The organism is Corynebacterium gottingense (assembly GCF_007559235.1).
Lineage (GTDB): Bacteria > Actinomycetota > Actinomycetes > Mycobacteriales > Mycobacteriaceae > Corynebacterium > Corynebacterium gottingense.
This window is the reverse complement of the sequence record NZ_VMHH01000004.1, coordinates 135,088-147,070: the sequence shown is the minus strand read 5'-3', so window position 1 is coordinate 147,070 and position 11,983 is coordinate 135,088. Positions and strand designations below refer to the sequence as shown.

The 11,983-nt window shown below is 68.5% G+C and carries 11 protein-coding genes; 2 read left to right on the top strand and 9 right to left on the bottom strand.

The genetic code is table 11. The features are described 5' to 3' along the window. Positions 1 to 3 precede the first annotated feature (3 nt). The 4 genes from hrcA to FPH17_RS06760 form a co-directional block, all read right to left on the bottom strand. A complete protein-coding gene (gene hrcA / locus FPH17_RS06775; protein WP_122085172.1) occupies positions 4 to 1,023 on the bottom strand; it encodes a heat-inducible transcriptional repressor HrcA in 1,020 nt (339 codons plus the stop codon). A 31-nt stretch (positions 1,024 to 1,054) separates the two neighbouring features. Beyond that, a complete protein-coding gene (gene hemW / locus FPH17_RS06770; protein ID WP_154879353.1) occupies positions 1,055 to 2,206 on the bottom strand; it encodes a radical SAM family heme chaperone HemW in 1,152 nt (383 codons plus the stop codon). 9 nt (positions 2,207 to 2,215) lie between these two features. Then, positions 2,216 to 2,884, bottom strand: a complete 669-nt coding sequence (locus FPH17_RS06765; RefSeq protein WP_095275579.1) for a hypothetical protein — start codon at positions 2,882 to 2,884, stop codon at positions 2,216 to 2,218. A gap of 129 nt (positions 2,885 to 3,013) precedes the next feature. Further along, entirely contained in the window at positions 3,014 to 4,852 is a 1,839-nt protein-coding gene (locus tag FPH17_RS06760) for an AMP-dependent synthetase/ligase (RefSeq protein ID WP_154879351.1), read from the bottom strand. 70 nt (positions 4,853 to 4,922) lie between these two features. Here FPH17_RS06760 and malQ point away from each other — a divergent pair, with 70 nt between their 5' ends. Further along, a complete protein-coding gene (malQ, locus tag FPH17_RS06755) occupies positions 4,923 to 7,088 on the top strand; it encodes a 4-alpha-glucanotransferase (RefSeq protein WP_414437235.1) in 2,166 nt (721 codons plus the stop codon). Between the two features lie 63 nt (positions 7,089 to 7,151). On the opposite strand, the gene FPH17_RS11905 is transcribed toward malQ, so the two are convergent. Genes FPH17_RS11905 through FPH17_RS06745 form a run of 3 tightly spaced genes read right to left on the bottom strand, consistent with a single transcriptional unit; the run spans position 7,152 to position 9,551 of the window. Then, on the bottom strand, positions 7,152 to 7,295 hold the full coding sequence (locus FPH17_RS11905) for a hypothetical protein (protein ID WP_095275485.1): 144 nt from the start codon (positions 7,293 to 7,295) through the stop codon (positions 7,152 to 7,154). A gap of 4 nt (positions 7,296 to 7,299) precedes the next feature. Continuing rightward, complete coding sequence (locus tag FPH17_RS06750) at positions 7,300 to 7,503, bottom strand: hypothetical protein (protein ID WP_095553581.1); 204 nt, start codon at positions 7,501 to 7,503, stop codon at positions 7,300 to 7,302. A gap of 23 nt (positions 7,504 to 7,526) precedes the next feature. Continuing rightward, positions 7,527 to 9,551, bottom strand: coding sequence for a M3 family metallopeptidase (locus FPH17_RS06745; protein ID WP_482764205.1), 2,025 nt, complete (start codon positions 9,549 to 9,551; stop codon positions 7,527 to 7,529). 19 nt (positions 9,552 to 9,570) lie between these two features. Here FPH17_RS06745 and FPH17_RS06740 point away from each other — a divergent pair, with 19 nt between their 5' ends. Beyond that, positions 9,571 to 10,881 (top strand): carboxylesterase family protein, encoded by a 1,311-nt coding sequence (locus tag FPH17_RS06740; protein ID WP_154879347.1) that lies wholly within the window; start codon positions 9,571 to 9,573, stop codon positions 10,879 to 10,881. Here the strand turns inward: FPH17_RS06740 and idi are convergent. Together idi and FPH17_RS06730 are read right to left on the bottom strand one after the other, a co-directional pair. Next, positions 10,878 to 11,429 (bottom strand): isopentenyl-diphosphate Delta-isomerase, encoded by a 552-nt coding sequence (gene idi / locus FPH17_RS06735; RefSeq protein ID WP_154879345.1) that lies wholly within the window; start codon positions 11,427 to 11,429, stop codon positions 10,878 to 10,880. The two genes, FPH17_RS06740 and idi, sit on opposite strands and share 4 nt — an antisense overlap. Further along, on the bottom strand, positions 11,429 to 11,974 hold the full coding sequence (locus FPH17_RS06730; RefSeq protein WP_095537318.1) for a hypothetical protein: 546 nt from the start codon (positions 11,972 to 11,974) through the stop codon (positions 11,429 to 11,431). The genes idi and FPH17_RS06730 overlap by 1 nt, the downstream gene beginning before the upstream one ends. Between the last annotated feature and the right edge of the window lie 9 nt (positions 11,975 to 11,983).

Genomic DNA, 11,983 nt, shown 5'->3' with positions numbered 1-11,983 from the left:
CTGCTATTCGCCCCGCAGGATGCGGCTAATGTATTGGGCCACGGTGGCAACCTTTTGAATCGTACCGGGGTAGTCCATGTACGTCGGACCGACCACCCCGAGTCCGCCAAGCGCCTCGTCGCCCGCGCCATATGCAGTAGTAACAATCGCCGCCTGGGAAAATTCCTCGTTTTCGTTCTCCCGCCCGATCCGCACGGACACCCGCTCCAGATCTTGCGCGCTGGCCAGGAGCTTCAGCACGACGACCTGCTGCTCCAGGGCCTCGATCACGTTGTGCAGGTCCGCCAGCCGGTGCACGGTCAGGTTGCCCGCGCCGGCGATGAGCAGGCGGTCCGCGGTCGTGTCCACCAGCGTGTCCACGAGGACGGCGGCGCAGCGCCCGACGGCGTCGGCGAGTTCCCGCGGCGCCCTCGCGTGCAGGGTGGACAGCCCGGCGGCGGCCTCGCGCATCGTCCGGCCGACGAGGACGTCGTTGAGGAGGTCGCGGAGGACGGGCACGTGGGCGTCGACAAGCGGCCCCTTGAGCTCGACATTGCGCTGGTCAACGCGCCCGGTGTCGGTGATGACCACCAGCAGCAGGCGCGTCGGGGTGAGCGAGACGACCTCGCAGTGCTTCACGCGCGACAGGTCGAGGTTGGGCAGCTGCACCACCGCGGCCTGGTTGGTCAGCTGGGCGAGCAGCTGGACGCTGCGGCGCAACACGTCCTCGAGGTCCACGCCGTGCTCGAGAAAGTCCAGGATGGCGTGGCGCTCGGAGACGGAGAGCGGTTTGACGTCGTCGTGCAGCGCGTCCACGAACGCGCGGTACCCGGCCTGCGTGGGGACGCGGCCGGAGGAGGTGTGGGTTTGGCTGATGTAGCCCTGTTGCTCCAGCACGCTCATGTCGTTCCTGATGGTCGCCGAGCTCACGCCGAGCCCGTGGCGCTCCACCAGTGCCTTCGATCCGACTGGTTCTTGCTGCGCGATGTAGTCTGCAACGATTGCGCGCAGCACCGCCTTGCGGCGGTCATCAGCAGCACTCATTAGCACTCCCTCTCATCGACTGCCAGCTATCCTACTCGGCGGCCAGAATATCGGTCACGATGCCGTCGGCAAGCAATCGGCCCGCATCCGTCACCGCGATGCGCTCGCCCGCGGTGAGCAGGCCGCCGCGCACATGCTTGTCGACGACCCCGCGCGCCCCCTCCCCAACCCAGCCGGCAGGTATACCCTCCTTGAGCCGCAGACCGAGCATCACCTGCTCGTCGTGGTGCTCCGCATCCGTCACCGTCTCCGTGAACCTGATCGGCAGCTCGCCGCCCCGCAGGATGTCGGCGTAGCGCTCTGGGCGCTTCACGTTTGCGAAGCGCTCGCGGCCGATATAAGAGTGCGCCCCCGGACCCGCGCCCCACCACTGGCCATCGCGCCAGTACAGCAGGTTGTGCCGACACTCCCCGCCCGGCTTCGACCAGTTGGACACCTCGTACCAGCCGAACCCCGCGGCCTCGAGCGTCTGTGCGATGAGCTCGTAGCGGCGCGCGTATACCTCCTCCTCGGGCGCCGGCAGCTCGCCCCGGCGCACCTTGCGCGCCATCGCGGTGCCGTCCTCCACGATGAGCGAGTACGCGGACACGTGATCCACGCCCGTGGACAGGATCGCGTCGAGCGTCGCGCGCACGTCGTCGTCCGTCTCCGTCGGGGTGCCGTAGATCATGTCCAGGTTGACGTGGTCGAACCCGGCGGCGAGCGCCTCGCGGGCAGCGGCGACAGCGCGCCCCGGCGTGTGCGTGCGATCCAGCACCTTGAGTACGGGCGTGGAGGCGGACTGCATCCCGAGCGAGACGCGAGTAAAGTCGGCCTCGCGCAGCCCCGCGAAGTAGCCGGGGCTGGTGGACTCCGGGTTCGACTCCGTGGTGACCTCGGCGTTCGGCGCAAGGCCGAAGGTGTCGCGGACGGCGCCCAGCAGACGCGACAGTCCCTCTGCGCCAAGCAGCGACGGGGTGCCCCCGCCCACGAACACAGTGTCCGCGCGCGGCGGGGTGCGCTCGCCCCGCTCGGCGGCGGTGCGCGCGGCGGCGAGCTCCAGCTCGCGCTCGATCGCGTCCAGGTACTCCGCGTGCGAGGACGCTACCTCGGTGGGCGTGTACGTATTGAAGTCGCAGTAGCCACAACGGGTCGCGCAGAACGGGACGTGAAGGTAGACGCCAAAAGAGTCGTGTTCAGCCATGCGGCCAGTTTAGGCACCGCGCCGGGAGCGCTTCGCCGCGACCTTCTCCACGATCCGGTTGATGCGGGCGCGCTCGTCCAAAAACTCCGGCGGGTTGGTCCCGCGCATGGTGCGCACGAACGCCGGGTGGTCGACGCACACGGTCTCCACCCACCCCTCGACGGCGGCCTCGACCAGCTCTGAGACGGTGGCGTAGAGGTGCGGCAGGCTCACCGCTCCGAGCTCGCGGGCGACCATGTCGGTCTGCTCAAGGGTGTAGGCGACAATCTCGGTGAGGTGCTGGACGGTGAGGTCGGTGCGGCCGGTGAGCGCGTCCTCCATCGTCTGCACGGAAAACGGCGCGGAAAGCGGGAAGAGCTCTTCCAGCCCGGTGGCGTCGAGAAGCTCCGGCTCGGGGACCTTCTCCTCGGGGCAGGCGGAGGCGGACAGGACGCCCGCGCGCATCCCCGAGGTCAGCGCCTGGCGCAAGCCGATGAGCTCGCCGACCACGCGGCGCGCGTCCACGCGGGCGTCGTCGGCGATCTCCACAAACTCAGCGAGGCAGTCGTCCGTGAGCTCGCCGTCGTAGTCCGCGACGGCCTCTGCAATGTGCTCGATGTACTCGGCGACCTCGTCGCCGATGTTGTAAATCTCCTGCGTGAGCTCGCGGTGCCGCAGCATTGCAGCCGTCTTGTGCACGGACAAGCCCCCTTTTGTATTGCTCAGGACGAGTTACGGATTTGCTGGGAGCAATGCTAAGGCACGGGCGCGCCCCGGCGCGGAAGGCGCGCCGAAGCTACGCCGCACCCACCCCGCCACCGACGCACGCTAGCGCTCGTAGAGCTTGTCGATGTCCTCGCGGAAGCGCTGGAAGACCACGTTGCGCTTGACCTTCATCGTCGGCGTCATTTCGTTGTCGCGCTCGGAGAGGTCGCGGTCCAGGATGCGGAACTTCTTAATCGCCTCGGCATGCGAAACGGTCGCGTTGGCCATGTTGATCGCGTCCTGCACCTCCGCGCGCAGGCTCGCGTCCTGGGCGAGCTCCGAAAGCTTCTTCTGCTCCGGGATGTTGTGGGTGGCCTTCCAGCGGGCCAGCTCGTCCTCGTCCAGCGTGACCAGCACGCCGATAAACGGCTTGCCGTCGCCGACGATGAGCGCGTTGGAGATCAGCGGGTCCTGACGGATGATCTCCTCCATCGGCCCGGGCGAAACATTCTTGCCGCCCGCGGTGACAATGAGATCCTTCTTGCGGCCGGTGATGCGCACGAAGCCCTCGTCGTCCACCTCGCCCAGGTCGCCGGTGTTGAACCAGCCCTCGTCGAACGCCTCGGCCGTGGCGTCCGGGTTGTTCCAGTACTGCTTGAACACGCCGGGGCCGGAGAACTCGATCTCGCCGTCGTCGTTGATCCGCACCGAGTAGCCGTTGACCGGCGGGCCGACGGTACCGATCTTCTGCCCGACCTTGTTGTTCACACACGCCGCGGCGCAGGTCTCGGTCAGCCCGTAGCCCTCATAAATGGGCACGCCCATCCCGCGGAAGAAGTGCGACAGCTCGGCGCTCATCGCGGAGCCGCCGGTAATTCCGTAGGTCACGGCGCCGCCCATGGCGTCCTTGAGCTTGGAGTAGACAAGCTTTTCAAACACTTTGCGCTTCGCCTTCTGCACGCGGTTCGGCCCCTCCGGCGTATCCAGCGCCTTGGAGTACTCGATGGCGGCGCGCTCGGCTTCGAGGAAGACGCGCTTGCCCACGGCGGAGCCGTCAGCGGCCTTGTTGTAGGCGGCGTTGCGCACCTTCTCAAACACGCGCGGCACGCCGAGCACCATATTCGGCCGGGCACGCTGCAGCTCCACCGTGAGGGTGGAGGTGTCGGACCAGTGCGACTGGGTCGCGCCCGCCATCGCCAGCGCCAGCGACACCGCGCGCTGCAGCACGTGCGCGAGCGGCAGGAACGTCACGACGCGCTTGCCGGGCACGGCGACCTCGCCGATCTCGTTCTTAATCAGCGCCCACGTCTGGTAGGCCCAGTTGCCGTGCGTGAGCTCCACGCCCTTCGGCCGGCCGGTGGTGCCCGAGGTGTAGACGATCGAGCCGATGTCGTCGTGGGTGATGGCGGCCACGCGGGCGTCGATAAGCGACTGCTCCACCTCGCGCCCCTCAAACTTGAGCGTCTCCACGCCCGAGGCATTAAATTCATAGACCTTGCGCAGCTGGGACGTGGAGCCCGCCAGCCGCGGCGTGCCATCCTCCTGCAGCACGAACGAGCTGATCAGTTGCGTATGATCACGCGTCTCCGTCAGCGCCAGCTTCGCGCCGGAATCCTCCAAAATCCACTGGATCTGCGACATCGAGCTCGACGGGTAGATCGGCACCGACGCCGCCCCGGCTGCCCAGATGGCAAAGTCCATCAGCGACCACTCGTAGCGGGTCGCCGACAGGATCGCCACGCGGTCGCCGGGCTCAATACCAGCCGCCACCAGGCCCTTCGCCGCCTCGTAGACTTCTTCGAGGAACTCGCCGGCAGTCACGTTCACCCAGTCGTAGTTACGCGGGCGGGAAAACAGCACCGTGTGCGGGTGCTCCGTGCACAGCGTGATCAGCTGGCTCAGGCAGTTTTCCGACGCGTCGAGCTCGAATCCGAGGTCCGTGGTGAAAGAATTCTGTGACATAAGCCCTCACCCTACCGCGTTAACAGCTGCTCGGCCCCGCTCCGGGCGAGCGCGCGGCGCGTTTGGCACAATGTTCGTTGTGTTCACTGTGATGAATGAAGAACTCCTGCTGTCACTCGCCCGGTCGTACGGCTTTGGCACCTCCTACCGCTCCGACGTTGGGAAACTTGTTACGCCGCCGGCGCAGTCCTTCATGAAACTGCTGCGCGCAATCGGCGTGCCGCTGTCTGAATCCCCCTCAGACCAGGAGCTCCAAGAGCTTATCGACGCCCGCGTGACCGCCCTCGCGACCCGGCCGCTGCCCCTCACCGTGGTCGCCACCGCGGGCGAGGAACAGCACTTCAACGTCCACGTCAAGGACGGCCACTACGCGCACTGCTGGATCCGCCTGGAGGACGGCTCCTCGCGCGACGCCTACCAGGACGAGAACTGGGCGCCGCCGACCACCGCCGCCGACGGCACCGTCTGGGGCGAGGCGACCTTCCACGTCCCCGGCGACCTGCCCGAAGGTTGGCACGAGCTGCACCTGGAGTCCGACGACCTGGACGAGGTCTGCCCGCTCATTGTGGTGCCGGCCCGCCTGACCACCAACGAGGCGCTCGAGCGCCGGCCCGCGTACGGCGTGATGGCGCAGCTCTACTCCGTGCGCTCCACGCAGTCCTGGGGCATCGGCGACTTTGAAGACCTCGCGCGCATCGCCGAGGCTGTCGCCGCCGAGGGCGCGGACTACCTGTTGATCAACCCGGTGCACGCGGCGCAGCCCGTCCCGCCGGTGGAGGACTCCCCGTACCTCCCCGCCTCGCGCCGCTTTGTCAATCCCATCTACATTTCCGTCGAGGCAGTCCCCGAGTTCACCAAGCTCGGCGTGGAAACGCGCGCGGAGGTCAACCAGCTGGTCAGCCCGCTGAAAGCGATGAACCACACCGCCGACCCGCTGGACCGCAACGCCGTGTTTGAGGTGAAGCTCGCGGTCCTGCGCGAGCTGTTCTACCTGTCCCAGCAGGACCCGGGGCGCTCGCACGACTTCGAGCTGTACACGCTGGACGAGGGCGAGGGCCTGCGCGAGTTCGGCGAGTGGTGCGCCGTCCAGGCCGAAGCGGTCGAGCACGGCCAGCACGCGGCGAAGGCCGCCGACGAGGAAACGATCCAGTTCTACATGTGGCTGCAGTTCATCGCGGACGAGCAGCGCCGCGTCGCCCAGGACCGCGCGCTGGCCGCCGGCATGCGCATCGGCATCATGACGGACCTCGCCGTGGGCATTCACCCGGACGGCGCGGACGCGCACACGCTGGCTGATGTGCTGGTTGCCGACGCCTCGGTTGGCGCGCCGCCGGACATGTACTCTCAGCAGGGGCAGGACTGGTCCCAACCGCCGTGGAACCCGGAGGCACTCGCCCAGCAGGGGTACGGCCCGTGGCGCGACTTGCTGCGCACGGTGCTGCGCCACTCCGGCGGCATCCGCGTCGACCACATCCTGGGTTTGTTCCGCCTGTTCTGGATGCCGCGCGAGGACACGCCGGCCGACGGCCTGTACATGAACTACGACTACCGGGCGATGGTGGGCATCCTCCTGCTTGAGGCGCAGCGCGCAGGCGCCGTGGTGATCGGCGAGGACCTGGGCACCTTCGAGCCGTGGGTGCAGGACGTGCTGCGAGACACCGGTGTGTTCGGCACCACGGTCCTGTGGTTCGAGGCCACCGAGTCCGACGACCCGCGCCCGGCCGACCAGTACCGGACGCTGGCGCTGTCCGCCGTTGGCACGCACGACCTGCCGCCGACCGCCGGCTACATGGAGGGCGTGCACAACGAGCTGCGCTCCCGCCTGGGCCTGGTGGCGGAGTCGCTCGAAGAGCTCAACGCCGAGGACGGCGTGTGGATCGGTCGTGTGCTCAACCAGGTGCGCGCCGAGGGCGCGTTCGCGGGCACGGCGTTCGCGGACACCGACTTTACCCAGTACGACCTCGGCGAGTTCGACAGCGCGGGCTCGCTGGATGACCTGCTTGTCGGCCTCACCCGCTTCATCGCCTCGACCCCGTCCGCGATGACGTGCACGAACCTCGTGGACATGGTGGGCGACCGCCGCATCCAAAACCAGCCGGGCACCAACGCGCACCAGTACGCAAACTGGTGTATCCCCCTCACCGATGCCGCAGGGAAGCCGGTGCTTATCGACGCCCTGCCGTCCAACCCCCTCTTCCACCGGGTCGCAGAGGCGTCGCGGCGGCCGCAGCGCTAGCTTGGCCGCTGTGCGGCGCCGGCGCAGGTCCCGCGCAGGTGCGGGCTCGACCGGCTCGGCCTGCTACACCAGGCTGCCGACGATCGCCGCAATAACGACGAGCGCGAGCATCACGTACAGTGCCTGCGTCACCCGCGACTGCGGGTACTTGCGTTGCTGCCGTGGCAGGCGCTGATCCTGCTTGCGCAATTCTTCCGGGTTTGCCATGGCGCTAGTGTACTTCCCCGTCCGCCGCGGCCGAAACTTCGCCGTGTGCGCTTCCGGTCTGTTGGGCACTTTTGGTCCCGCGAGTTCTGTCGCGCAGGAACGCTAGCCAATCCGCCACGCGCAGCATCGCCCACGCGGCGAGCCCGGCCGCCGGCAGCGCGACGGCGAGCACGATCGGGAGCTGGAGCCAGGGGCTCAGTGCAAACATGAAGGTCCCTCCTCCGTGTACGCCTACACGCGCCCAGTGTTGGACGCGATGTCGGTGCCCTCGAGCCCACGACGCACCAGCAGCGGGCGCGTATCTTTCTCGCGGCCGCGGAACGCCGTGTACGCCTCGGTGTAGTCGCGCGCAGCGCCGCGCGACAGGATAGCGTCGCGGAACTTCGCGCCGGTCGCCCGGTTGATGCCTTCCTCCTGCACCAGGTCGTACCCGTCCGCGTCCAGTGCTTCGGCCCACAGATAGGAGTAGTACCCGGCGGAGTAGCCGCCGGCGAAGATGTGGTTGAACCACGTCGAGCGGTACCGGGGTGTCAGCCCGGGAACGTCCAGGTGGTAGCGCCGCAGGACGTCTTCTTCGAAGGCGTCGATGTCGGTCGGGGTGGCGTCGGTAAGCGAATGCCACTCGAGGTCGATGGCGCTGGCGGCGAGGTACTCGGCGGTGGCAAAGCCCTGGCCAAACTGGCGCGCGGCGCGGACGGACTCGAGCAACGCGGGCGGGATCGGCGCGCCGGTGTCCACGTGGCGGGCGTAGTTGCGCACGATTTCGGGCGCGAACGCGTAGTTCTCGTTGATCTGCGAGGGGAATTCCACCCAGTCCCGCGGGACGTTGGTGCCGGACAGCGACGGATAGCGCACGTTGGAGAGCAGACCGTGCAGCGCGTGGCCGAACTCGTGGAAGACGGTGGTGACCTCGTCGATGGTGAGCAGCTCGCTATTCACACTCATGACGTTGACCACCACCGGTGCCGTGCCGGCGAGCCGGGACTGGTCCATAAATGAGCTCATCCACGCCCCGCCGCGCTTCGTCTCGCGCGCCGAGTAGTCCGTGAGCAACAGGCCGAGACCGGTGCCATCTTCTTCCTTGACCTCCCACACCTGCACGTCGTCGCGGTAGCCGCGCAGATCCTCGCGACGCGTGACGGTGATGCCGTAGAGCAGGTTCGCCGCGTAAAACACGCCGTCCTCCAGCACCTGCCAGAGCGGGAAGTAGTTGCGCAGCTCGGCCTCGTCCAAGTTGAGTTCCTCGGCGCGGCGCTGCGCCGCCCAGTACGGCCAGTCCGCACCGTCAGGGCCATCGGGGCCCCCAAGCTCCGCGCCGCGCGACCGCGCGAGCTCGCCGGCCAGCTTGCGTTCCGCCTCCGCGTTCGCCGCGGCAGCGGGGGCCAGGTCCGCGATCAACGCGCGGGCCGCGTCGGCGGTGCCCGCGGTTTCCTCCGCAATCACGTAGTCCGCGTGCGTGTCGTACCCCAGGAGCTTGGCACGCTCCTGCCGCAGCGTGACCGTCTCCACCACAATGTCAACGTTTGACTGGGCACCGCGCTGCTGGGAGGCGTCGAAAAGCGCGCGCCGTGCCGCGGGGTTCTCCAGCTCGGCCTGCAGCGACTGGGGCGTGGGAAGTTCGAGGGGCACGATGTACTCGCCGCTTCCGTCGTCTGCCGCGAACGCGTCGAGCTGGTCCTCGCTAAGTCCCGCGAGCTCGTCGCGCGACAGCCGCACGGCAAGGCGCTTCGTGTCGGCGAGCAGATTGCGGCCGAACTGCTCCGAGAGCTCGGACAGCCGCCCGTTGATAGCGGCCAGGCGCGCCTTGCCGTCTGCGTCCAAGTCCGCGCCGCGGCGCACGAAGCGGCGCACGAGCAGCTCGTGAAGGCGCCGCGATTCCTCGTCATCGGGCACCGCCACCGCGCGCAGCCGGGAATACAGCTCCGCGTTTTGGTAGATCGCGTCCGTGTGCGCGGACAGCTGCGGGACGATGCGGTCGGCCACGGCGTCAAACTCCGCGGTGGCGTCAGTCCCCTGCAGGTTGAAGAACCAGGCGAGCACGCGCGTGAGGTCCTGCCCCGCGAGCTCGAGCGCCTCGACGGTGTTCTCCCAGTTCGGCGACTCCTGCGCGCAGATTTCCGCGATCTCCGCGTCGTGACGCGCGAGCGCTTCCTCAAACGCGGGCTCGACGTGCGCGAGCCTGATGTGGGCAAAGTCCGGCAGCTGGTACGGCAGCTCCGACGGGGCAAGCAGTGGGTTGGTCATGGCGGCCATCATAGGCGGTTACGATTACGGCATGGCTACGCGCGAAACTCAGGTCACTTGTCCCGCCGGCGCAATCGTCGGCACCAGCGACGGAGCAGTCCGCGAATTCCACTCGATCCCGTACGCGCGCTTCACCGCCGCGTTCGACCCGCCCGCCCCGGCGCCCACGGGCATGCTTATCGACGCCACTACTCCCCTCCCCCACGCCACCCGCCTGAGCATCACGGCCCCGGAGGGCGCTCGCAGAAACGACGACCTGCCGGTGCTGGTGTGGATCCACGGCGGCCGGTTCGAGGAGGGCACTCACGCCGATGGCCGCGCCAACGGTCCCGCCTTCGCCCGCGACGGGATCATCCTGGTGCAGGTGGGGTACCGGCTGAAGTTTCCGGGGATGCTGCCGGTCAGCGGCGACGCCCCCGGCCAGTACCGGGCCGTGCAGGACTGCGCGGCTGCGCTGAGCTGGGTGCAGCGCAACATCGAGGCGTTCGGCGGCGACCCCACCAACGTCACCGTCGCGGGCCAAAGCGCCGGGGCGGACATCGCGGTCTGGCTGTGCCGGCGTGACCACTACAAGGGCGAGTTCCGTCGCGCGGTGGCGGCGTCTCCGGTGTTCCCGCGCCGCGGGATGGACTCGCGCCGGTGGGCGGCGCGCGGCGCAATCGGGGACGCGCTGCTGCGCGAGGACCTCAACCCGCGCTACGCCCGCTCGCCGCAGCGGTTCGACCGCGCCTACCGCCGCTTCCGCACGCAGTACTTCACCGACATCGCGCTCGGCCCGTTCCCGTTGGAGCCCGCGAAGCTCGCTCGTGTCCCCCTGGTGGTCACCTCCACCCGCGACGAGTTCTTCCCCAACGGCGCGTTTGCGGACGGCACCGCCCTGGCCACCCCCGTGGCGCGGGCATTGGGCCGGCACATGGGGCTGGCCAAGGGGCGCGTCGGCGAGTACCTCGGCGCGGCGTCGCGCATCGACCCGGGCCACGTGGTGGGGCGCCTGATTTCCGACGCCATGTGCCGCCGCTGGGTCGACGACATTGCTGAGGGCGCGCCGGGACCGGTGTGGCAAGCGGAGCTCGTCGCCAGCGCCGACCTCCCGGCGCACCACGCCGCCGACCTCGCCCCCGCGTTCGGCGCCGATGGCGCCTACGGCACCGGGCTCAACCGGTGGCTCACCCAATTTGTGCGCGGGGGCGACGTCGGGTGGGAGCCCTACAGCGGCGGCACGCGCGCGGGGACGGGGCGGACCGCGCTGCGCGTGGCGCTGGACGGCTCGGGGGCACAGGAGGTGAAGGATCCGCTCGGCTACCTGCGGGGCGCATTCAGCCCCGTGGCCCACGAGCTTTAGTGCGAACCGTCCCGGGTGAGCGCGCGGCGCAGGCGCGGGTCCGTGAGCTCATCAACGAGCCACGGCGAGAACACGAACGGGGTGGCGTCGACGGCACGGATGAGCTCCTCCGGCGCGACCCAGTCCCAGGAGTCGACCTCGTCCGGGTTGGCGTTCAGCGCCGCGCCCGGCGCGAGACGGGCGACGTAGACCGGGCAGCACTCGTTTTCCACGATGCCGGAGGAATCAACGGCGCGGTAGCGGAAGTCCGGCAGGATCTCCGTCAGCCCGTTGATCGCAGCAATGCCCAGTTCCTCGGTGGCGCGGCGGCGCACCGCATCGGCGACCGCTTCGCCCGGGCCCGGGTGGCCGCAAAAGGAGTTCGTCCATACCCCGGGCCACGCAATCTTGGAAAGCGCACGGCGCGTGAGCAGCACCTCGCCGTCGGCGTTGCGCAGCCAGCAGGAGAACGCGAGGTGCAGCGGGGTGTCGGTGGTGTGCACCGTGGCTTTGTCGGCGGTGCCGATTGGGGTCCGCGTGGCGTCGACAAGCACTACTTGCTCGCGCATTAGTTGTTCAGATTCCCCTTGAAGGTGACATTACCGATGGTGAACTCGGCGTCCCACAGATTGCCGGTGGACACGTTGAAGGCATACTTCGCGTTCGTGGTGGCGCCGGGGCCGAGCGGCAGGTCCACGCCGACGATCTCCACGCCGGCGTTCTCGCCACTCATCGGGTCGGCGTTTTGCATGTTGTTGTTGCCGGAGTTGTAGCGCAGCTTCGGGGTGAGGGTGTCCGCGGGCATGGGGACCTCACTCTCGTTGGTCACAGCTACGACGACCACGGTGCCGCCACCGGGCGCGGCGCTGGTGCCCTGCCACTTGTAGGAGAGGTCCATCGCCGGGTCCTTCACGCGCTCGCCCGTGATCTCGTCGCTGATCAGCGGGTCGGTCTCCTCCGCCTTGAACTCCGGGGCGGGGGCGCCAGTCGGCGTCGTGATCTCGATTTCAGATTCCTTCGCCTCCTCGCTCTCGTTGCCGCTCACGCACGCGGACAACGCAAAGACGGACGTGGCGGCAAGCAGCACGGCGGTGAACTGCGAACGGTGTGACATAAACGCCTC